Genomic DNA, 21,402 nt, shown 5'->3' with positions numbered 1-21,402 from the left:
TCGATGGTAGCGGTCGCTAGAGCCTATGTCGGTCGGAATTCGACCTGAAGCCGTCAGCGCAAATCGCCGCACCCTGAGGTCGTTAACCTTTACTGCAAAAATCTTAAATCTGCACGACCGATTAACCGCCCCATGCGTTTATCCGGTCATGGCGAAGTTCGCGTCCGGCGGGGAACATGAGCGGCGGTCTGCCGTCCGCATCCAGACCCAACGGTCCGGCAAGGTGCTGTGCGGCGCCTTTGCCTGGGACTGCGTGATCCGCGACCTGTCCAGCAGCGGCGCGCGTATCCAGATGCTGACCGCCGCCGCGCCGCCCGGGCAGGCGCAGCTCGTCGACCTGGTCGCCGGCCTGGCCCACGACGTCACCGTCGCCTGGCAGAGGGACCGTGAGATCGGCATCCGGATCGTACGCACCTACGACCTGCGTGGCCTGGCGCCCGCCGCGGCCGGCACCGCCAAGCGCATCTGGCAGGCCTCGCAAGGCAGCGTTTCTGCAGGGTAGGGGCGTCGTCGTCACCTAAGATCTGTCTCTCTTAAGAGGCGCTCCAAGGTGCGGGCTTTCTGCTTCCGGTTGCGCGCGTTTTTGGATTCGGATAGCGGGCGATCATGACCTTGTCTGCTGCTCGCCTGTGGGATCGGTATCGCGCCATCAATCCCGATGCCCCGGCTGATGCGCCGAGCAGCTTCCATTTCTGCGACAATCAGGCGGATGCTGATCTCTGCGCCAAGCTGGTGGCGATGGGGCAGAAGCGCGCGACGGCGCCCTCGGTTGCGGAACTTGAGCTTGCCGGCGACCCGATGCCGCGCGTGGGCGACTACTCGATCGTGACCGACTGGGCAGGCGACGCCGTGGCCGTCATCCAGACAGTGTCGGTCGAGACAAGGCGATTTGGCGAGATCGACGAGGCGTTTGCGCGCTCCGAAGGGGAGGGAGATCTCTCGCTTGAATGGTGGAGGGCGGCTCACCAAAGCTACTATGAGACCGTGCTGGCTGGCTCCAAGTTCACGGTGGACGCCGATCTGGAGATCGTCTGCGAGAGGTTCACCCTCGTATTGGCGGCGTAGCGTCTGCAATCGGCTAGGGTTCCGTTCGCTCACGCTTGGTGGATCGGGAAGCGGGGTGTCTGGCGCTCGTCGTTGACAACCGTCGCTATGCGATTCCCCGTCCTCTGGGGGGGATGGCCAAGGACACACCAGCGGCGCCGCCGGCGTCGTATGCGTCCGGCGACACCATGCGAGTAGGGCGGCGCACGGTCTCGAGCTTCAGGTCGAGCCTGTCGAATTCGGCCTCGACGACCGCTGACTTGAGAACGACGAGATGACGTCCGGCGTCGTTGTTGGCCTGATCCCGGCCAGCCTTCATGGCGGTCAATTTCTCCGCGATCGACGCTACCATTCCCAGGGTGAAGGACGCATTCGCCATGTGTCGGTCTTGGTGTCGAAACTGCTGGTATTCTCTACTTGTCTTGTATCGGCCAAGCTCTGACCGAACGGCCAGATCTATCAGTCCGGTCAGGTAGTGGGCGGCTTCGATATCAGACCGGAGACCAAAGAATACGTAGCGTGGGTCGCCCGCGGGCGTCTTTTCGCGCCAGACCCGGCAATCGCAGAAGTTCGCGACAGCGCCGATGCATTCCTCCAGCGGTATGCGTTTGTTGTGGCGGGTCTCGTACTCAAGCCGCTCGCACGTCGCGTCACGGATCTCGACGTCGGTCAGCGACAAGTCGTAGCGATCGAGCAGCTCCGCGACCTTGGCGGCGGCCGACAACGCTTCGGCCTCGGTGCAGCCGTTGTCCGTCGTCTTGGCGCGTAGCCCCTGGATGCGCGCCTTAAGCTTATCCAGGGCAGCGAGATCGGGATTTTCGTTCATGGATGCATCCCGAAAAAGTCGATCCAGGCAGCGCCGGCTCGCCGGGGCAGGTAGCGCCGCCTTCTAGCCGAAGCCCGCCAAGCATCACAGCGCCGGGTCTTGCGATCGAAACATCTCATAGCCGACCGGGTCCGCTAACGGCCCCTTTCCGGCGCTGCGGCGGTCTGCTTTGCAGAATCGGGCCGCCCTACAGGCACAAAAAAGGCCTCGGCTGAGCGGACCGAGGCCTTTGTCGTTCTTGGCTCTTAGCGGGTCCTAGGCGGCGTCGCCGCGCGAGGATTCGTCGGCCATGGCGCGGACCAGGTCGAGCACCTGGCGACGGACGCGGCCGCGACCGATGCGCGGGAACACTTCGGCCAGTTCCAGGCCTTCCGGGGTGGTCAGGAATTCCTGGACCACGCGTTCGGCGTGCTGGGTGGCGTCATCGACTTCGGCGCCGCTCATCGGGTCGGCCAGGCCGTCGAAGAAGAACGACACGGGGACCTGAAGGGTCTTGGCGATCTCGTACAGCTTGGAAGCGCTCACGCGGTTGGCGCCGCGCTCGTACTTCTGAACCTGTTGAAAGGTAAGGCCGAGAGAGTCCGCGAGCTGTTCCTGGCTGACGCCAAGCAGCTTGCGGCGCATGCGGACCCGGCCGCCGACGTGCAGGTCGACAGGATTGGGACGACGGCCTTCGGTTTCTTCGCTCATGAGTTTAATTCCGCCTCCAACGGTTGTTCAGGGAAAATGACACGACCGTGACGCTGGTGAAAGCGAAGCTCGCGTCGCGCGGCGTTACGTCGCGCTGGTTGGCCTTTCCTCCCCGATTCCAGGAGGTTAGTCGCCTGCGAGGTGATTCGCCGCCAACCTTGGCGGGTCTCACTTTCGTCAAACGCGAACTTGGAGAGCGGCTGGAGGAATTTTTCAGGCGTGGAGACGTTGTTCGCGCTGGCTCCAGATGTGACGGGCGCGTCCGGTGGCGTCGTGCAGGCGGAACAGGGTCTCGGCCGCCAGGGTCTCGTCGCGCTCGGCGCCCGCCACCAACTGCGGGGTCATGGCCCGGCGCACCTGGCGCTGCACGCAGGACAGATCGCCGAAGGCCAGCATGTCCATGGCGTCGATCTCGTAGCCGACCGGCGACTCGCGGCAGACGGCTTCCAGCACGCGATCGAGCAGCGCCCGGGACAGGGCGATTTCCGACCCGGCCACCACGCCGTGTTCATAGGCGCGCGGGATGCCGACCAGGCGGGTGTCGATCGGCGAGTTCAGGATCCCGGGATACAGCTGCATGTCGATCATGCCGACAAAGCGGTTCACGCCCTTGCGCAGGGCGTATTCGAACGCAGCCGCCCAGACCTCGAACACCCGCTCGCCCCGGCCGGGGCCCTTGCGGCGGCGATAGGCGTCGGTGGTGAACAGGCGCGTGGCCTCCCAGACGTCCGGTCCCTTCTTGGGCGTCTCGCCGGGGGCGATCAGATGGGGGAACTTGTCGGCCAGCATGCAGCGGTCGTCGGTGGGGCGAAGGCGCAGGCCGACCTCCAGCTCCATCTCGGGATTGAAGCCCAGCAGGTAGATGGCGCGGTCGTCGTCGTAGTCGTCGACCTCGCCGCCCTCCAGCACCACGAGATCGACCCAGCCATTCTTCTCGACGCATTGGCGGCGACGTTCCTCGTGCATCGCCCACAGCTGCGGGCCGTAGAGGTGACGGTTCTCGGACGTGATGATGTGGATCATGGCCTGCCCCCAAGCGCTGACGTTCAACAGGGGGGGATTAAGCGGCATGATCCGTCAAACCGACGATAGGCCAAACGGCCTATGGCCTTGTCAGGCGAGAGGTGAGGGGGCAGCATTTCCGCCATGAACACGGCGACCCCAGAGCGCTACCGCACCTTCGCGGCCTTCTATCCGTTCTACCTGACCGAACACGTCAATCCGGTCAGCCGGCGGCTGCATGTGATCGGGACCAGCCTGGTGATCGTCTGCCTGCTGCTGGGCGTCGTCCGGGACTGGCGGTTCTTCGTGGCCGCGCCGCTCGTCGGCTACGGCTTCGCCTGGATCGGCCACTTCGTGTTCGAGAAGAACCGGCCAGCGACGTTCAAGTATCCGCTCTACAGCCTGATGGGCGATTTCCGCCTGTGGTTCGAGGTGGTGACGGGCAAGTGGAAGTTCTGAGCCAGATCCGTCTTCCCGGCCTTCACCGGGGAAATGGAAGACGTGGAAGTTCTAGCGGTCCAGCTTGCGCAGCAGGCCCAGTTCGCCGGCTTTCAGAACCGCTTCCTGGCGCTTGGCCACGCCCAGGCGCTTCTTGGCGGCCTCGATGTGGTGGTGGACGGTGCGCGGCGACAGTTCCAGGATCGCGCCGATCTCCCAGTCGGTCTTGCCGCGGCTGGCCCAATACAGACACTGGGCCTGACGCTCGGAGATGATCCCGTAGTCGGGATTGTCGTCCTGCATTTCCCAGTGCTTGAGCATGGTGGTGCCAAACACCGTGGCCAAGCTCTCGATCACGGCGCGGTGGGCCGGGTCGGTGTCGGGCGCGCCGGTCGACATGCGGATCAGCACTTCCTGGCCGGCGGGGCCGAAGACGCGCACGACATAGCCGTCGTTCATGCCCTGGTCGGCGGCCTCGCCCCACATGGCCTGGGCGCGGCTGTCGCCCAGCGGCCGGGCGTCCGACCAGGCAAAGGCGCGCGGCGAGGTCAGCAGCAGCCGCACGCAGGGATCATGGACGACGTAGCGCTCGCTCCAGTACCGCTCGTCCCAGGCGTCGAAGTCGCGCCGGCTGAGGGTGCGGGGCTCCTTGCCGTAGTGTTCGGCATTGACCAGGGTGGCGGCGAAGCGGTCGTAGCCGAACGCGGCGATAGCCTCGGCAAAGCGCGCCTCGACCTCCTGGGCGGAGGTCAGGTGAGGGGCTTGGCTCAGGAAGGCCCAGGCCTGCTGTTCAGCGGTGGTCAGCACGCGCCGCTCCGGACTCACACCTTGTTAAGCTAGGTGCGGCGCCACCTTGGCGCAAAGCGGCCGCAATCCCAAGCGGAGCGGTAGAGCGGCGGCGATCGGTCGCGGCTAGGCTGCGGCTTCGGCGTCCTCGTCCTCGCCGCCCAGCAGAGCGTTCAGGACGGTGGCCAGGCGTTCGGGCTTGATCGGCTTCTCGACCACGTCCTGCATGCCCGCGGCCAGATAGGTCTGGACGTCGGCCGGATCGGCGTTGGCGGTCAGGGCGACGATCGGCACGGCGCCGACGCGGCCGGCCATGTCGCGGATGGCGCGGGTGGCGGCGATGCCGTCCATGCGCGGCATCTTGATGTCCATCAGCACTAGGTCGTAGCGGCCGCTCCTGGCCATCTCGACGGCCTCGACGCCGTCGACGGCCTGTTCGGAGGTGCATTCGAACATGTCGCAGAGGGCCTCGGCGACCATGCGGTTGGTGGCGTTGTCGTCGACGATCAGGATGTGGGCGGCGCGGCCGGCGACGGCCGGCTCGGCGTCGCGGGCGACGAGGATCTGGGCGGCGTCGGCGGTGAGGCCGAAGCCCACGGTCAGGCCGGCGCCGCGATTGGCCTCGGCGACCAGCGGGCCGCCCATGGCCCGCATGACGCGGTGGGCCAGGGCCAGGCCGACGCTGAGCGCCATCTCGTGGTGGTCTTGCAGGCTGGCGGCGCTGAGCGGCGCGCTGACCCAGGCCAGGCGATCGCCGCCATGGCCCTCGGCGTTGTCGCGGACCTGGCCTTCCAGGCGGACGCGGCCGCCGTCGGCGCGGGCGGTCAGGCGGGCCTCGATCATGCCGCGGCCGGCGGCCAGGGCGTTCTCGATTAGGATGTCGTAGACCTGCAGCAGGCGCTCGCCGTCGACCTCGACCCCGCACTCGGGCTCGCCGTCATAGGACACCAGCAGGGTCGAGCCGCCTTCGTGGGCGCGGGCGGCCCAGCGGGCTTCGACCGCGTCGGCCAGGTCGCGCAGGCGGGTCGGAACCGCGTTGAACGCCATCTGGCCCTGGGCCGAACGGTGCAGATCGATGGCGCGGCTGAGCGTCTCGCCCATGTCGCGGCTGGTGTCGCCGATGGCGCGCACGAAGGCGGCGGCGTCAGGCGTCAGGCGTTGTTGTTCGAGGCGCTCGGTGATGGCCAGGACGCCGTCCAGATGGGCGCCGATCTCGACGGCCATGCGGTCGACCATGGCGCGGGCGTCGCGGGCTTCGCCCTGGCGGCGGCGGTGCGAGGCCAGCAGCGAGGCCAGCCCGCCCACGCCGACATAGGCGCCGGCGGCGTCGATGGTGACATAGGCGGTGCGGAAGACGGGGGTCGGGCTGTCGGCCAGGGCGTTGACGAAGGCGCTGGCGTCGGTGTCGGCCTGGATGACGCGCGGGGCCGCATCCATGATGTCGCGGACCGGGCGGGCGATCAGGTCGGCCACGCGCATCTGGCCCTGCAGCACGTCGCGATAGACCAGGCCCACGGGCCCGCCGTCCTCGACCACGGCGATCGCGGTCAGGCTCGGTTCGGCGTCGAACATCGCCGCGACGTCGCCGCAAAGCGTGTCGGGCGCGATCGGCGCGCGGGTATCGATCAGACGGGACAGCGTTTCCATACGGACGTCGCCAAGACCTTTAGTCAGCACTTTGGATTGTCAGCTTGCGCCAGCTCGCCTTGCAGAGTCGTTAAGTTGACAGCGCTTGTCTCGGCATTAGCAGCGGAAACCGCTGATCTTTTTGACTGATCATTGTTCATCGAAAAGGAAAGGGCGACGGATCGCTCCGCCGCCCTCCAGGGAGAATAAGGCCTTCAGTATGCCTCGAGGCTACCAGGACTTGCTGATCGCGATCCCGTATAGCCGCGGCTCGGCGGTGATCACGTTGGTGAACAGGCCCGAGCTGTCGTCGGTGGTGTAGGCGTCGACGATCGGGATCTTGTTGCCGATGTTCTTGACGTAGGCGTCGACGGTGACGCCCCACTCGGGCTTGTCGAACTTCAGCGTGATGTTGCCGTTGTCCCACGACTTCAGGCGGTCGTACTCGGTGTTGTAGACGCGGGCGAACTGCTGGCTCTGGCGGTAGTAGTCGCCGCGCAGCGTCGCCGACCAGCCGCCCGAAAGCTCGAACGTGTACTGGGCGCCGATCGACGTCGTCCAATGCGGCGAGTTGGGCAGTTCCTTGCCCGACAGGTCCGCCGCCACGCCCTCAATCGAGAAGCCGTTGGCATAGTTGAACAGGCCGGTGCTGTTGGCCAGGAAGGCGGCCGTGGGCGCGGGCAGGCCTGCGCCGCCGGCCGCGGCCGGGGTCGACAGGAACGCCTGATAGGCCGCCGCCCCGGTGCAGGCCCAGGGCAGGGTGGCCCCGGCGCCGGCGCCCAGGATGGTGGCGACGCCGACGGTGTTCAGCACGCAGTTGGCCCCGACCGACGAAGCCTGCGGGCCCACCTTCACGACCGTATAGGCCGGGTTGGACTGGGTGCGGTTCATGGTGTCGATCGAAGAGACGCCGTCGCCGATCTTGGTGTTCAGATAGCCCAGGGTCGCGTTCAGTTTGAGGTTCCGGACCGGCGACCAGATGGACTCCAGCTCGAAGCCCCAGATCTTGGCGTCGACGTTCTCGTTCACCGACGTGCGGTTCACGATCTTGGAGATCTGATAGCCCTTGTAGTCGTAGCGGAAGCCCGTGGCGTTCAGCAGCACGCTGCCGCCGGCCAGGGTGTTCTTGGTGCCGATTTCGATGGCGTTGACGAACTCGGGGGCGAAGGTCTGGCTGATGCCGATGGCGCCGGCGGGCACGCCCGGATTGATGCCGCCGCCCTTGTAGCCCTTTGAATAGAAGGCATAGAGCAGGGTGTCGTCGGTGAAGCCGAGATTGGCCTTGTAGTCGAGACCGATCCGGCCCGTGGTCTCGGTGAAGCGGGCCCGCTGGTCGGGGTTGGTCGGGTTCAGGGTCAGGCCGTAGCCGGGGGCCAGCAGCACGGTCGAGTAGTTCTTGACCGCCTTCTTGTCGCGGGTCTGGCGCAGGCCCAGGGTGAACTTCAGATCCTCGTTGATCTGATAGTAGACCTCGCCGAACAGGGCGTCGGACACCAGGGTGTAGGGCGTGCGGTTGTCATAGTAGTTGTGGCCGTCGCCGGTCGGGGTGGCCGAGGTGTCGATGCCGATGCAGTTGGCGGTGGTCGCCGGGTTGCAGGTGGGCGACAGCCCCTTCGAGGCGTTCAAGGCCATCGACGACAGGGTCAGCGAATTGCCGATCACATAGTAGTCGGTCAGCGTCCGGTAGGTGAAGTGGATGCCGCCGACATTGAAGTTCACCGGGCCGTCGAAGGCCGACTGCAGGCGGAACTCCTGGCTGAACTGCTCGGAGCGGCCCGACGACACGTCAATGGTGGTGAACTTGTTGGTGTTGCCGACCTGCGGATCGTTGAAGAAGCCGCCCGGCGTGAACGGGGTGTTGTTGAACGCGATCGGCGAGACGACCCGGTTGTAGTCCTGCTTGGTGTAGACGCTGCCCTTTCCGTACGAGGTCATGGCCGTGAAGGTCAGCTCGTCGGACAGGTCGTAGTTCAGGGTGAACTGATAGGTGTTGGACTTGGACTGATACAGCGGGTCCAGCGCGGTCTCGATCTCGCGCAGATTGGTCGAGGTGGTGGCGCCGGCGTTGGCGTCGCCCGAGGTGAAGCCGAAGATGTTGCCCAGCAGGCCCGTCAGCGTGCCCGAGGTGTTGACCGTGCCATAGGCGGCCGGTGCGTACAGCGAACCGGGCAGGCAGCCCTGCGTCAGATAGCGGCGTGCCGCGCCGGTCGGAACGCCGCCGACCGTGGCGGGGCCTTCGTCCTTGGTGCACAGCTGCTTGCCGGTGCGGGCGCGGCTGTCGTTTTCGTCGAAGCGCTCCCACAGGAAGTTGGTTCGCAGCTTTTCGGTCGGGTTGAACATCACCTGCACGCGACCGGCCCACAGGTCGCGGTCGTCGACGACGTGGTTGTTGAAGGTGTTGGTGACGAAGCCGTCGCGCTTCAGCAGGGTGCCGGCCGCGCGGACGGCCAGCTTGTCGCCCCAGATTGGCAGGTTGACCATGCCGCGCAGGCGGATGGTGTTGTAGTTGCCGTACTCGGCGCGGGCGTTCGCCTCGAACTGGTCGGTCGGCTTGGCGGTGATGACGTTGACCACGCCGCCCGTGGCGTTGCGGCCGTACAGCGTGCCCTGCGGGCCGCGCAGTACTTCCACCCGCTCGACGTCGTAGAACTCGCTCTCGAACAGATTGCCCGACTGCTGGGGCGCGTTGTTCACGTGGACGCCGACGCCCTGGTCGGCCGAGGCCCCGACGGCCTTGGCGCCAATGCCGCGGATCTGGAAGTTGAAGCTGTTGGTGAAGTTGCTGCGGGCGAAGCTGACGTTCGGGATCGCCTGCTGCAGGTTGGGGCCGCCGTCGATCTTCTGGGCCTGCAGCGAGTCCTGGCTGAAGGCCGACACGGCGATCGGCACGTCCTGAAGGGCTTCTTCCTTCTTCTGGGCGGTGACGACCAGCTCTTCGATGACGCTGCTTTGCTGAGCAGGAGCCTGACGAGTCTGTTGAGCGAACGCGGGGACGGCGAGAGCCGAGATCGCGGCCGCCGAAGCGCCCATGACCAATAGGCTCCGCAAACGCAGAGTATGCGACATTGAATTCCCTCCCTGGACCCAAGCGGCGCCTTATGGATGGAGCCTGCGAGAGCGATGTTTCCTCGGCGCCGTACCTGTTTTCACCACGCGGGCGTACGGCGAGCCCCTCGCAGCATTCGTCGATTGCATACTTGCGTTTGAAAGCTGTCAACTGGGCGCTATGTAAGTGAACAGCGATAGGTTACGCCTTTTCACTTTGCGGGTGGCCTATTTCTCCTTGCAGGCGTAAGGTTTCACCGAATTAGAAAACAGGGTTTGTGATTTCCGTAACGGAAACATGACGCGGTGGGTTGGCGTATAATCGCCATGTGACGGGAGAGAATCTGTCTTTCGCGCGCGAAAGAGATCGCTGTCTTTCAAGCTCTGAGTATTGCCTGTAAGGCCCCCGCCGAGGCTGTGTCGCCCTGGCCGCTGTTCCGGGAAGGGCGCGGCTCGTGTAGAGGAGGGCGCATGTCTCCTTCCTCTTCCATCGAGCGCCCCGCCTCCGAAGGCCAGGCGGCCCTGGTTCTGTTCTCCGGCGGCCAGGACAGCAGCGTCTGTCTGGCCTGGGCCCTGGAGCGCTATGCGCGCGTCGAGACGGTCGGTTTCGACTATGGCCAGCGCCATGTCGTCGAGATGGAGGCGCGCCAGACCGTGCGCGCCGAGATCGCCGCGCGCTTCCCGCAGTGGGCCGATCGTCTCGGCGAAGACCACGTGCTGGATATCCGCAGCTTCGGCCAGGTGGCCCAGTCGGCCCTGACCGCCGATCGCGCCATCGAGATGACCGAGCGCGGCCTGCCCTCGACCTTCGTGCCAGGGCGCAATCTGGTGTTCCTGATCTACGCCGCCGCGCTTGCGGATCGCCGGGGCGTCGACGCCTTGGTCGGCGGCATGTGCGAGACCGACTTCTCAGGCTATCCCGACTGCCGACGCGACACCATGGACGCGATGCAGAGCGCCTTGAACCTTGGCATGGATCGCAGCTTCCGCATCGAGACGCCGCTGATGTGGCTGACCAAGGCCCAGACCTGGGCGCTGTCCAAGACCCTCGGCGGCGAGGACCTCGTCAAGCTGATCGTCGAGGAAAGCCACACCTGCTACCAGGGCGAACGCGGTGCGCTGCACAGCTGGGGTCACGGCTGCGGGACCTGCCCGGCGTGCGAGCTGCGTGAAAAGGGCTATGCCGAGTGGGACGCGGCCGGGCGCCCAGCCCTGGTCGAGGGGGCGCTCCAGCCGTGACCTACAGCGTCAAAGAGATCTTCCTGACCCTGCAGGGCGAGGGCGGCCAGGCGGGCAAGGCGGCGGTGTTCTGCCGCTTCTCGGGCTGCAACCTGTGGACCGGCCGCGAGCAGGACCGCGCCAAGGCCGTCTGCACCTTCTGCGACACCGACTTCGTCGGGACCGACGGCGAGAACGGCGGCAAGTTCGCCACGGCCGACGACCTGGCGGCCGCCGTCGAGGCCCAGTGGACCGGCGGGCCGGACGATCGCCTGGTGGTCTGCACCGGCGGCGAGCCCTTCCTGCAGCTGGACGAGGCCGCGATCGCGGCGCTGCACGCCCGCGGCTTCCAGATCGCCTGCGAGAGCAACGGCACGCTGGAGGCTCCGGCCGGGATCGACTGGATCTGCATCAGCCCCAAGGCCGACGCGCACGTGGTCCAGACTTCGGGCCAGGAGCTGAAGCTGGTCTTCCCGCAGGACAAGGCCATGCCGGAACGCTTCGCGGATCTCGATTTCGAGCGCTTCTACCTTCAGCCGATGGACGGCCCGGACCGCGACAGGAACACGCAATTGGCCGTCGCCTATTGCCTTTCGCACCCACAATGGCGTTTAAGCGTCCAAACGCACAAATATCTCGGCCTGCCCTGACGGATAAGGCGCTCGACTTGGTGACAGGGTCGACGCGCTAGAGCCTCCCAGGCCTTAGTCAAAGAAGTCCCTATGAAGCCCGTCTTCGAGATCACGAAGGCTGCGTTCTTCGACGCCGCCCATTTCATCGAGCAAGGTCCGACCGACCATCGCTATCGCAAGCTGCACGGCCACTCGTTCAAGGTGGAGGCCAGCGTGCGTGGTGAGATGCTGCCGGAAGGGTGGGTCGCTGACCTGGAGACCCTGGACGTCGCGCTGAAGGCCGTCGCCGCCGAGCTGGACCACGGCCTGCTCAACGACCGCGCCGGCTTGGAAGTCCCGACCCTGGAACGCCTGTGCCTCTATTTCGCCGAGCGCCTGCAGGGCCAGTTCCCCGGCCTGTCGCGCGTGGTGCTGTCGCGCCCGACGATCGGCGAGACGTGCGCGTTGGTGCTCTGAAGTCTTAAATCCTCCCGCTAGCGGGGGAGGATTGGGATGGCTTACCGCCGATAATCGTCCCGGTCCCGATCCTTCTTGCCATCGCCCGGGATCACGGCCTTGCCGGCCCCGACCACGACCTTGCCGGCGCCGCCGACGACCGCGCCAGTGACGCCGATGGCGGTGCCCGCGACCGTGCCGACCGCGGCGGCGGCCAGGCAGCCGGTCTGCGAGACGGCGATCATCGCCAGGAGCGCGGCGAGGGGGGCGAAGCGGCGAAAGAGCATGGGGAAGTCCGTAAACAGCGGTTCACCACGTTCTAGCCGGCCAATCCTTTAAATTCTCCGCGTCGGATGGACGCGCTGCTCCTGGACGTCGTCGACATAGGTCGCGCGGTCCTCCTCGCGCCGCCGTTCGCCGCGGTAGCGCGGGTCGTCGCGTCGACGGCGGTCGGGGCCGAAATAGGTCTCGGTCCGGATGAAGGGGCGGGGATTCTCGACCAGCAGGGTCAGGCGGTGGATCACGCCGCGGGCGGTGACCGGCTTGGTCAGGAACTCGTTGACGCCGGCGTCGCGAGCCTCATGCACCCGGCGCTCGGTCGAGTGGCCGGTGATCATCACGACGGGCACGAACGGATTGGGGCTGTCGGGCGAACGGCGAACCAGGTGCATGAAGTCGATGCCGTCCAGACCGTTCATCGACAGGTCGGTGAGCACCACGTCGATGGCGACCTTGCGCAGCAGGGACAGGGCTTCGGCGCCGTCGGTGGCCTCGAAGACGTGCCGCACGCCGATCGCCCGCAGGATCTCGATCAGCAAAATGCGCATATGCTGGTTATCGTCGACCAGCAGGACTTTCAGCAGATCGAACCGCACGCCCCATACTCCCCCAATGGGCGAGTTCTAAGGCCTGTTGATAACTTTGGTCAATCCGAAAGCTTATAGTTTTCAGTCAGAAGAACTCATCATGTGCATCAGCGCTGTCATCATTTGACGAATGCGCCACACGCCATGCGCGAGCTTAACCGACCTGGGCCCGATGGCGCAGGAAGGCGTCGGCCAGGACGCAGGCGGTCATGGCCTCGACCACCGGAACGCCGCGGATGCCCACGCACGGATCGTGGCGGCCCTTGGTGCGCAGATCGATTTCTTCGCCAGCCTCGTTCAAGGTCTGGCGCGGGATCAGGATCGACGAGGTCGGCTTGAAGGCCACGCGCGCCACGACCGGCTGGCCCGTCGAGATGCCGCCGAGAACCCCGCCCGCATGGTTGGACAGGAACACCGGCTCGCCGTTCTCGCCCCGGCGCATGGCGTCGGCGTTGTCCTCGCCGGTCAGGGCGGCGGACGCGAAGCCTTCGCCGATTTCCACGCCCTTGGCGGCGTTGATCGACATCAGGGCCGCGGCCAGTTCAGCGTCCAGCTTGCCGTACAGCGGCGCGCCCCAGCCGGCCGGCACGCCGGTGGCTTCCACCTCGACGACGGCGCCGGTCGAGGAGCCGGCCTTGCGGATCTTTTCCAGGTGCTCTTCCCACACCGGGATGATCTCGGCGTCCGGCGACCAGTAGGGGTTCTGCTCGGTCTGCGCCCAGTCCCAGTTGTCGCGGTTGATGGCGTGCGGGCCGATCTGCACCAGGGCGGCGCGGACGGTGACGCCGGGCGTGACCAGGCGGGCGATCGCCCCGGCCGCCACCCGCGCGGCCGTCTCGCGGGCCGAGCTGCGGCCGCCGCCGCGATAGTCGCGGACGCCGTACTTGGCGAAATAGGCATAGTCGGCGTGGCCTGGGCGGAAGGCCTGGGCGATCTCGCCATAGTCCTTGGACCGCTGGTCGGTGTTCTCGATCATCAGGCTGATCGGCGTACCCGTCGTGCGTGGTCCGTCCGTGCGCTCGTCCTCGAACACGCCCGACAGGATGCGCACGGCGTCCGGCTCCTGGCGCTGGGTCACGAACTTGCCGTTCCCGGGCCGGCGCTTGTCCAGGAACGCCTGGATCATCTCGGGCGTCAGCGCGATGCCCGGCGGAACGCCATCGACGACGCAGCCCAAGGCCGGGCCGTGGCTTTCGCCCCAGGTGGTGACGCGGAACAGGTGACCGAAGGTGTTGTGCGACATGGGCGGGGGTTTAGCGGAAACGGAGCCACGTCGCAAAAGGGAGGATGAGCTTGCTCACTTGCCCCCTCCGGGCCTGCGGCCCTCCTCCCCCGGAGGGGGAAGACGGGCGCCGTCTGCCCCCTCCGGGGTCGGACGACCTCGCAGGGCGAGGTCAGGTGGGGGCCTGCTGAGTCAGCCGCGCACCTTCGCCGCGTCGGCCAGGTAGAGCTCCAGGTTCGTCCAGCCGTCTTTGCCGACGACCGCGCCATCCGCCGTCTTCGGATCCAGCCCATGCGCCGTTTCCCAAGCGTCGGGCATGCCATCGCCGTCGGTGTCCTTGGCCGCCTTGCCTGCCGGCAGGTCTGGCCAGCCGCCGACGTCGCCCTGGATGTTGATGACCTTGCCGGTCTTCGTCCGCACGCCCTCGACCACGCGGCGGTCGACGGGGTCGCGCCAGACCGAGGCGCCGGCGTCGGCCAGCACGCGCTCATAGGCCTTGTCGGCCGTCTCGGGCGTCACGGCCCCGACGTCCAGCGGCGCAGGCAGGCGATAGCCGGCCGGCTCGGGGATGGTGAAGGTCACCAGGCTCCACGGATCGGCAGGAACCGCGCCCGCCATGCTGTTGCCAGCGAAATGGGCCTTGGCCAGGGTGTTGCTCTCCTGGAAGGCCACGGCCTTCGTCGAGTTGGGCCCTGGCACATAGGCGTTGTCGACGAAGTTGTAGGCCGCCATGGCCGCCTTGTCGGCGTCGTAGCCGGCGTGGCCCTTGCCCCAATTGTAGAAGACGTTGGAGCGGAAATCGAAGAACGCTCCGACCGGATCCTCGTCGACGCCGGCATAGTTCCCCGGCCGCGGCATCCGGGCCATGTGGTTGGCCCACAGATTGTGGTGGAAGCTGATCTTCGAGCCCTGGCCGCCGCGGATCAGGCTGCCATAGCCGTGGTCGCCCTTGACGTGGATCGAATGGGCCAGGCTTTCAGCGATGATCGACCACTGGACGGTCAGGTCGTGAAAGCCCTGCTCGCCCTTGCCGAAACGGGCCGAGGCCGACAGGGTCTCGTCCACCGACCAGCTGGCCGAGACGTGGTCCAGGATGATCCGGCGCCCGCCATTGATCCAGATCGCGTCGCCCTCGACCTTGCTCTCGGCCCCCAGGCGCGAGCGGATGAAGCGGATCACCACGTCGTCGGCGGACACCACCAGGGTCTGGTCGCGCAAGGTGATCCCGCCGCCCGGCGCGGTCTGGCCGGCGATGGTGATGCGGCCCTCGCGGATCCTCAGTTCGCTCTTGAGCTGGATCGTGCCGGCGACGTCGAAGACGACCGTGCGAGGGCCCTTGGCCTCGATCGCGGTGCGCAAGGATCCAGGGCCGGCGTCGCTTAGGTTGGTGACCCGCAGAACAGCGCCGCCGCGTCCGCCCTGGCTGAACCGTCCCGCGCCCTCGGCGCCGGGGAAGGCCAGGGTGTCCGACAGGGCCGGCGTCGCCGCGAGCGTCAGAGCGACCGCGCCGGCGGCGCGAAGAAGGTGGCGAGCGAGCATGGTCCATCCCCGAATGCGGCCGACTTGGCGTCGCCGTCAGGCTCGGGAAAATGCAGGGCGACACCGATCTTGTCCACCGGTGTCATGGCTGCCCCGCGCGCGGCTTAGAGGCCCTGTTTCATGATCACGTTCAGCGACACATGCGACTGCTGGCCGTCGTTCTGGTGAACGACCTCGACGGCGTCGATCGCGCCCTTGGGCAGGGTGGTGGGGTCGAAGCCGGCGGGCGCGGCCGCGCCGTTCAGCAGCACGAGGGTTTGGGGCGCGCGCAGGCGACCGCGGATCTGGACGTCGCCGTGATAGGTCGACATCTTGCCGTTCTCGATCTTGAGCTTGCCGTCGACCAGCTCGGCGTTGTGCACGCGGATGTATTTCGAGCGGATGTCGACGTACTGGCCAGTCTTGCTGTCGGTGATGACCGTGCGGCTGCGACTGCGGCCGGGGGTCTCGTCCTGCTGAGCCAGGGCGATCGAGCCGGCGACGGTGACGCCCACGGCCAGCAGGCCGGCCAGGGTCAGCAGGGCGCGGCGGCCCAGGGAGGCGGGATCGCGCGGAGCGGTGATGGCTTTCAGGCGCATAATCGTGGGTCTCCGTCCCTTGCCGGTGAAGGCGGGATGCAGGGCGGGCGCGGCGCGGGTCCGCAGCACGTCGATCAGGGTCTCGGCATAGTTCCGGCGCGCGGCCGGACCTGCGTCCTCCAGGGCCAGGGCGTCGGCCAGCTCCTCGCGGGTGGCGGCGGCGCGGGCGCGCAGCACGGCGTAAGGCGGGACCATCCAGAAGAGGCCGCCCAGCAGGTGCTCGGCCAGCAGCCGCCAGTTGTCGCCGCGCTTCAGGTGCGCCAGTTCGTGCGCGCAGACCGGCGCCAGTCGTTCGGGGCTCAAGCGCTCGACCAGGGCGCGGGGCAGCAGGATCACCGGCGTGGCCAGACCCGCCAGCAGCGGCTGGTCGATGGTGTCGCTGACCTTCACCTCGGGCCGGCCGGTGTCCAGCCGGCGGGCGGCGGCGCGGACGGCTTGGGCCAGTTCCGGCGAAACGGGACGGGCCTGCGCGGCGATGCGCTTGAGCCGGGCGCGGCCCACGGCCTGGCGGACGGTCGCGACGGCCAGCCCGCCCAGGGCGCCCAGGATCAGCGCTGCGCCGGCCGTTTCCAGTCCGCTGAAGGTGGAAAAGGCGCGGACCGAGAGCTCGCTGATCGTCGCCGTGGCGCTGGCGGCGGCCTGGGTGGTCAGGGCGGCCTGGTAGACGGGCGCGGTGGTTTCCTCAGGCAGGGCCGAGACGCCGACCATCGCCGCCAGCATGACCGGGGGCAGGGCGACGGCGCGGTTCCAGGCCCGGGCCCGCTGGGTCGGATCGCCGGTCAGCCGGTCGGCCGCCTTGCCCAGCAGCCAGCCCAGGCCGCTGGCCGGCCAGGCGACGACTAGGCCCAGGGCGGCGGAGGCGAAGAGCGCGTTCATGGGTCCCTCCGATCTCAGCGGTTCCAGGGTGTGGGCATGGGCGGTTCGTTGCGCAGGCTGAGCTTCACGCTGATCTTCGGTTCGGCCATGGCCCGAGGGGCGATGGCCTTCACGCGGAGGGCCTTCTCGATCACGTCCTGGGGCAGGATGACCCTCACGTTCGGCTGCACGTCGACCTTGACGTCCAGGGCGCCCAGCGCCTTCAGGGCCGCTGCCTGGGCGATGACGGCTTGGTGCTGGGCCAGGTCCGCGGCGACGGCGGCCAGGCGGGCGCGCTGCGCGGCGCGATCGGCCTCGACCTGCACGCGCGGCTCAGGCTGAGGGTTGGGGCGCGGATCGGGATGCGGGTCCGGATGCGGATCGGGCCTAGGGTCCGGCGCGGGCGCGGGGAGGGCGGCCAGCGCGGCGGTCGCAGCGGCCTCGGCCTCGACGGCGCGTTCCACGGCGGCGACGTCCTTGGCGGCCGCGGCTTCGGCGGCCTTCTCGACCTGAATGCGCAGAGGCTCGACCTCGGCGGCCGCCTGGGCCGCGGCGGCCTGGGCCACGTCGCTCGCATCGGCGGCGGCTTCGGCCTCGATGCGGGCGATCTCTTCTGGCGCGGGCGGAGCGATCTTGCGCACCTGCGAGGCCAGGGCCAGCGAGCCGGCGCCGGTGGCGACGGTCAGGGCGCCGCCCAGAGCGACGACCAGGCCCAACCGACCGACCGAGGCGCCGCTTTGCGGCTGCAGGATCGCCGACAGCCGTAAGGCGGCCAGGCTGCGCTCGCGGCCGGTGAAGGCCGACTCGAAAGTCATTTGGGGCGCGGGCAGGGCGTTCATCCGCAGGGCTTCGACCAGCACGCGGGCATAGTCGCGGCGAGCCTCGGGCGCGGCGCCGGCCAGGGCGTACTGGTCGCAGACGGATTCGCGGGCGGCCAGCATCCGGCTGCGCAGGGCGGCGACCGGCGGGGTCATCCAGAAGAGGCCGGCCAGGGCTTCCTCGGCCGGAATCCGCCAGTTGTCGCCGCGGCGCAGATGAGCCAGTTCATGGCCGCACACCAGGGCCAGGCGCTCGGCCCCGGCGGTCTCGATCAGGGCGCGAGGCAGCAGGATGGCGGGGCGGCGCACGCCGGCCAGCAGCGGTTCGGACACCGCATCGCTGACCAGCACGCGCGGCGCCTGGACGCCCAGGCGCATGGCCTCGCGGCGCACGGCGGCGGTCAGGGCCAGGTCCTCGCACGGGACGGCGGCGGCGCGGATCGCGGCCAGGCGTCGGCGACCCTGGTTCCAGCGCCAGCCCCGAGCCATCAGGCCGGCGGCGGACAGGCCGATCAGGCTCCAGGCCAGGCCGGTTGCGAGACCGGGGGGCGGCGACCAGGTCAGGCCGGACGCCAGACTGGGCGGCGGCATCCGGGCGGGAGCGGCCGGCGCGGGCGGGACGGCGACCGCCTCCATGGCGACGGGCTCAGGGGGAGCTTTCGGCGGTATCGGCGCGAAGGTCATGGCGACCGTGGCGGCCAGGGCGCCGGCGGGCAGGGCGTAGGCCAGGCTCCAGGCGGCGGCGCGCGGGCGCGGATCCTCGGTCAGCCGCTCGACGGTGCGGCCCAGGGCGAAGCCCAGCGCGCCGACCGGCCAGGCGGCGATCAGCCCCAGGGCGGTGGAAGCCAGCAGCGGGTTCATGCCTTGTCCTCCGTCTCACCGGTGTTGAGCAGGGTCTCCAGCTCGGCGATCTCGGTCTCCGACAGGATCTGGCTGCCGGCGAAGGCCGAGGCCGGCAGGCGACCATCGATCTCCAGCAAACCCCGCAGGCGGTTCAGCACCCCGCCGATCACGTCGACCTTGCCGGTGCGAGCCTCGTAGACCGCCAGGCCGTGAACGGACCGCCGGACCAGCAGGCCCTTGGCCACCATCCGCTCCAGCACGGTGCGCGTGGTCGAGGCGCTCCAGCCCAGCTCGGGCTCGATCAGTCCCTGGGCTTCGCGGGCGCTCATCGCGCCGCCGCGCCAGAAGGCCTTCAGCACTTCCAGTTCCAGGTCAGAGGGTTCGGTCATCGTAGGGATCTCAGTGATGTCGCGAGTACGCTACAAATGTAGCGCATCGACGTCAAGTGTGATGAGCGGCGTTCTTCGCTTGTCAGGGCGTGATTTGAATAGCAAGCTATATAGCGAGCTATGAATCTGGAGATCGAAGATGGACGTCGACCTGCTGGCTGGCCTGGGCGTGGGGTTCCTGGGCAGCCGTCTCAAGCGCCTGGCCGAGCGGATGCAAGCGGACGCCGCCGAGGTGGCGAGGTCCCTGGAGCTGCCGGTGCAGCCGGCTCAGATGTCGATGCTGCTGGCCATTCGTCTCCACGGTCCGATCTCGGTCGGCGAGCTGGCCGAGCGACTGCAGCTGGCCCAGCCGACGGTGACCCGGGCGCTGGGCGCGCTGGGCGACTATGTCGAGGCGCGGCCTTCGCCGGACGATGGGCGCACGCGGAGCCTGGCCCTGACCTCCGCCGGAGACGCCCTGCTGGTGCGGGTGCAGACCGAGCTGCTGGCGCGTATCGAGCCCGCCGCCGCCGAACTGGTCGAAGGCTTGGCTGGCGACTTCATGCAGGGCCTGGCCAAGGTCGAGGCGCGGCTGGCGGAACGCTCGCTGCTGGGCCGCATCACCGTCGCCGGTGCGCCGACGATGTGGGTGCGCGACTTCTCCGACGATCTGGCCGAGGCCTTCCACCGCATCAACGCCGAATGGATCCAGGCGATGTTCAGCCTGGAGGAGAACGATGTCGCCCTGCTGACCCGCCCGCGTGAGCTGATCCTCGACAAGGGCGGCCTGGTGCTGTTCGCCGAGACCCCGGATCTGGGCGTGGTCGGCACGGCGGCTCTGATGGTCTCCAAGGGCGGCTGGATCGAGCTGACCAAGATGGGCGTGTCCGAGAGCGCACGGGGCCGCAAGGTCGGCGAGTTCCTGCTGGCCAAGACCCTGGAGCGCGCCGCCAGCCTGGGGATCGACAAGCTCTATCTGCTGACCAACACCAAGTGCGAGGCGGCCATCCACCTCTATGAGAAGCTTGGCTTCGTCCACGACCCCGAGATCATGCGGCTGTGCGGCGGGCGGTATGAGCGCGCCAACGTAGCGATGTCGTATCGGGGCTAATCGATGCCCGCCAGCACCGAGCGGATCGTCTCGACGATGCGGTCGATGTGCGCTTTCTCCAGGATCAGCGGCGGCGACAGGGCGATGATGTCGCCTGTCACACGCACCAGCAGGCCCTGGTCGAAGCTGGTCTCGAAGGCTTCCGTCGCGCGGGCGGTCGGCGCGCCGGGGCGGGGCTCCAGCTCGATGCCGCCGATCAGGCCCAGGTTACGGATGTCGATGACGTGGCGCGCGTCGGCCAGGCTGTGCAGGGCGTCCTGCCAGTAGCCTTCGATGCCGGCGGCCCGGGCGAACAGGTCTTCTTCCTGGTAGGTCTCCAGCGTCGCCAGGCCCGCTGCGCAGGCCAGAGGGTGGGCCGAATAGGTATAGCCGTGGAACAGCTCGATCGGCGCGTCGGCGCCGTCGAGCATGGCGTCGTAGATCTTCCGCGAGGCGGCCACGGCGCCGGCGGGGACGGCGGCGTTGGTCAGGCCCTTGGCCATGCAGATCAGGTCGGGCATGATCCCGAAGCGCTCGGCCGCGAACGGCGCGCCCAGGCGGCCAAAGCCGGTGATGACCTCGTCGAAGATCAGCAGGATGTCATGCTTGTCGCAGATCGCCCGCAGGCGTTCGAGATAGCCCTTGGGCGGGACCAGCACGCCGGCCGAACCGGCGACCGGCTCGACGATGACGGCGGCGATGTTGGAGGCGTCGTGCAGGGCGACGATTCGCTCCAGCTCGTCTGCCAGCTGAGCGCCGTGCTCGGGCTGGCCCTTGGCGAAGCTGTTGCCCGGCTGGCCGTGGGTGTGGGGCAGGTGGTCGACGCCGGTCAGCAAGGACCCGAAATACATCCGGTTCTTGGGAATGCCGCCGACCGAAATGCCGCCGAAGCCCACGCCGTGATAGCCGCGCTCGCGGCCGATCAGCCGTGTCTTGGTCCCCTTGCCTCGGGCGCGGTGATAGGCGAGCGCGATCTTCAGGGCGGTGTCGACCGACTCCGAGCCTGAGTTGGTGAAGAAGATGCGGTCCAGGCCTGGCGGGGTGATCTGGGCCAGGCGCGAGGCGAACTGGAAAGCCAGGGGGTGGCCCAGGTTGAAGCTGGGCGCGAAGTCCATGGTCGCGGCCTGCTTCTGGATCGCCTCGCGGATCTTGGGGCGGTCGTGGCCGGCGTTGACGCACCACAGGCCCGAGGTGCCGTCCAGGATCTCGCGGCCTTCGGGCGTGCGGTAGAACATGCCGCTGGCGCTGGCCAGCAGCCGCGGATTGGCCTTGAAACGCCGGTTGGCCGTGAAGGGCATCCAGTAGGCGTCGAGATCGTTGGCGAGCAGGTCGGACATGTCGCGAATTTCCTTACAGCGCCTTGCATTGTGACCGCAGTTGCGCCCCTCTCGTAAAGGGCTCTTCGCCGCCCGTCGCGGCGAAACCCTAGCGCCGAAGTGGAGAAATCTTGGGGTGGGCTCCAGAAGCTTTGTGCGCGTTGT

General features: G+C 67.9%; 21 protein-coding genes. 7 read left to right on the top strand and 14 right to left on the bottom strand.

Features of this window, described 5'->3' with window-relative positions:
* Positions 1-148 precede the first annotated feature (148 nt).
* Both E1H18_RS03720 and E1H18_RS03715 read left to right on the top strand, forming a co-directional pair.
* Entirely contained in the window at positions 149-502 is a 354-nt protein-coding gene (locus E1H18_RS03720) for a PilZ domain-containing protein (RefSeq protein ID WP_172263752.1), read from the top strand.
* A gap of 104 nt (positions 503-606) precedes the next feature.
* Positions 607-1,065: an ASCH domain-containing protein gene (locus E1H18_RS03715; protein ID WP_172263750.1), complete on the top strand. Its 459-nt coding sequence runs from the start codon at positions 607-609 to the stop codon at positions 1,063-1,065.
* 85 nt (positions 1,066-1,150) lie between these two features.
* Here E1H18_RS03715 and E1H18_RS03710 read toward each other — a convergent pair whose 3' ends face one another.
* The 3 genes from E1H18_RS03710 to E1H18_RS03700 form a co-directional block, all read right to left on the bottom strand.
* Complete coding sequence (locus E1H18_RS03710) at positions 1,151-1,870, bottom strand: DUF2786 domain-containing protein (protein ID WP_172263748.1); 720 nt, start codon at positions 1,868-1,870, stop codon at positions 1,151-1,153.
* Positions 1,871-2,125: 255 nt separating this feature from the next.
* Positions 2,126-2,560, bottom strand: a complete 435-nt coding sequence (locus E1H18_RS03705) for a helix-turn-helix domain-containing protein (protein WP_172263746.1) — start codon at positions 2,558-2,560, stop codon at positions 2,126-2,128.
* Positions 2,561-2,773: 213 nt separating this feature from the next.
* Positions 2,774-3,583 carry an acyl-homoserine-lactone synthase gene (locus tag E1H18_RS03700; RefSeq protein ID WP_172263744.1) on the bottom strand — a complete coding sequence of 270 codons (810 nt, stop codon included), beginning with the start codon at positions 3,581-3,583 and terminating at the stop codon, positions 2,774-2,776.
* A gap of 123 nt (positions 3,584-3,706) precedes the next feature.
* On the opposite strand from E1H18_RS03700, the gene E1H18_RS03695 reads away from it, so the two are divergent.
* The gene (locus E1H18_RS03695) at positions 3,707-4,021 is read left to right on the top strand and encodes an Mpo1-like protein (RefSeq protein WP_172263742.1); all 315 of its coding nucleotides are present in this window, start codon (positions 3,707-3,709) and stop codon (positions 4,019-4,021) included.
* A 51-nt stretch (positions 4,022-4,072) separates the two neighbouring features.
* On the opposite strand, the gene E1H18_RS03690 is transcribed toward E1H18_RS03695, so the two are convergent.
* From E1H18_RS03690 to E1H18_RS03680, 3 genes are all read right to left on the bottom strand, one after another.
* Entirely contained in the window at positions 4,073-4,807 is a 735-nt protein-coding gene (locus tag E1H18_RS03690) for an autoinducer binding domain-containing protein (protein WP_172263740.1), read from the bottom strand.
* Positions 4,808-4,912: 105 nt separating this feature from the next.
* A complete protein-coding gene (locus tag E1H18_RS03685) occupies positions 4,913-6,433 on the bottom strand; it encodes a response regulator (protein WP_172263738.1) in 1,521 nt (506 codons plus the stop codon).
* Between the two features lie 210 nt (positions 6,434-6,643).
* A complete protein-coding gene (locus E1H18_RS03680; RefSeq protein ID WP_172263736.1) occupies positions 6,644-9,478 on the bottom strand; it encodes a TonB-dependent receptor in 2,835 nt (944 codons plus the stop codon).
* Positions 9,479-9,928: 450 nt separating this feature from the next.
* Here E1H18_RS03680 and queC point away from each other — a divergent pair, with 450 nt between their 5' ends.
* The 3 genes from queC (at position 9,929) to E1H18_RS03665 (ending at position 11,763) form a co-directional block, all read left to right on the top strand.
* Positions 9,929-10,696 (top strand): 7-cyano-7-deazaguanine synthase QueC, encoded by a 768-nt coding sequence (queC, locus tag E1H18_RS03675; RefSeq protein WP_172263734.1) that lies wholly within the window; start codon positions 9,929-9,931, stop codon positions 10,694-10,696.
* A complete protein-coding gene (gene queE / locus E1H18_RS03670) occupies positions 10,693-11,325 on the top strand; it encodes a 7-carboxy-7-deazaguanine synthase (protein ID WP_172263732.1) in 633 nt (210 codons plus the stop codon). Before queC ends, queE begins: the two co-directional genes overlap by 4 nt.
* Positions 11,326-11,397: 72 nt before the next feature.
* The gene (locus E1H18_RS03665; protein WP_172263730.1) at positions 11,398-11,763 is read left to right on the top strand and encodes a 6-carboxytetrahydropterin synthase; all 366 of its coding nucleotides are present in this window, start codon (positions 11,398-11,400) and stop codon (positions 11,761-11,763) included.
* Positions 11,764-11,804: 41 nt separating this feature from the next.
* Here the strand turns inward: E1H18_RS03665 and E1H18_RS03660 are convergent, their stop codons facing one another.
* The 7 genes from E1H18_RS03660 to E1H18_RS03630 form a co-directional block, all read right to left on the bottom strand.
* The gene (locus E1H18_RS03660) at positions 11,805-12,029 is read right to left on the bottom strand and encodes a hypothetical protein (RefSeq protein WP_172263728.1); all 225 of its coding nucleotides are present in this window, start codon (positions 12,027-12,029) and stop codon (positions 11,805-11,807) included.
* 48 nt (positions 12,030-12,077) lie between these two features.
* The gene (locus E1H18_RS03655) at positions 12,078-12,617 is read right to left on the bottom strand and encodes a response regulator (protein ID WP_172263726.1); all 540 of its coding nucleotides are present in this window, start codon (positions 12,615-12,617) and stop codon (positions 12,078-12,080) included.
* Positions 12,618-12,762: 145 nt separating this feature from the next.
* Complete coding sequence (aroC, locus tag E1H18_RS03650; RefSeq protein ID WP_172263724.1) at positions 12,763-13,851, bottom strand: chorismate synthase; 1,089 nt, start codon at positions 13,849-13,851, stop codon at positions 12,763-12,765.
* Positions 13,852-14,022: 171 nt separating this feature from the next.
* On the bottom strand, positions 14,023-15,369 hold the full coding sequence (locus E1H18_RS03645) for a pectate lyase (protein WP_172263722.1): 1,347 nt from the start codon (positions 15,367-15,369) through the stop codon (positions 14,023-14,025).
* Between the two features lie 104 nt (positions 15,370-15,473).
* The gene (locus E1H18_RS03640; protein ID WP_172263720.1) at positions 15,474-16,823 is read right to left on the bottom strand and encodes a M56 family metallopeptidase; all 1,350 of its coding nucleotides are present in this window, start codon (positions 16,821-16,823) and stop codon (positions 15,474-15,476) included.
* A gap of 14 nt (positions 16,824-16,837) precedes the next feature.
* Positions 16,838-18,481: a M56 family metallopeptidase gene (locus tag E1H18_RS03635; RefSeq protein ID WP_172263718.1), complete on the bottom strand. Its 1,644-nt coding sequence runs from the start codon at positions 18,479-18,481 to the stop codon at positions 16,838-16,840.
* On the bottom strand, positions 18,478-18,852 hold the full coding sequence (locus E1H18_RS03630; protein ID WP_172263717.1) for a BlaI/MecI/CopY family transcriptional regulator: 375 nt from the start codon (positions 18,850-18,852) through the stop codon (positions 18,478-18,480). Before E1H18_RS03630 ends, E1H18_RS03635 begins: the two co-directional genes overlap by 4 nt.
* 139 nt (positions 18,853-18,991) lie before the next feature.
* Between E1H18_RS03630 and E1H18_RS03625 the strand changes: the two genes are divergently transcribed.
* Positions 18,992-19,942 carry a bifunctional helix-turn-helix transcriptional regulator/GNAT family N-acetyltransferase gene (locus E1H18_RS03625; RefSeq protein ID WP_172263716.1) on the top strand — a complete coding sequence of 317 codons (951 nt, stop codon included), beginning with the start codon at positions 18,992-18,994 and terminating at the stop codon, positions 19,940-19,942.
* On the opposite strand, the gene E1H18_RS03620 is transcribed toward E1H18_RS03625, so the two are convergent.
* Complete coding sequence (locus E1H18_RS03620) at positions 19,939-21,258, bottom strand: aspartate aminotransferase family protein (protein WP_172263715.1); 1,320 nt, start codon at positions 21,256-21,258, stop codon at positions 19,939-19,941. The two genes, E1H18_RS03625 and E1H18_RS03620, sit on opposite strands and share 4 nt — an antisense overlap.
* Positions 21,259-21,402 lie beyond the last annotated feature (144 nt).

It is taken from the genome of Caulobacter sp. RHG1, assembly GCF_013181195.1.
In the GTDB taxonomy this organism is placed as follows: Bacteria; Pseudomonadota; Alphaproteobacteria; order Caulobacterales; family Caulobacteraceae; genus Caulobacter.
Note: the sequence above shows the minus strand (reverse complement) of the source record. Positions and strands in the feature narration are given on the sequence as shown.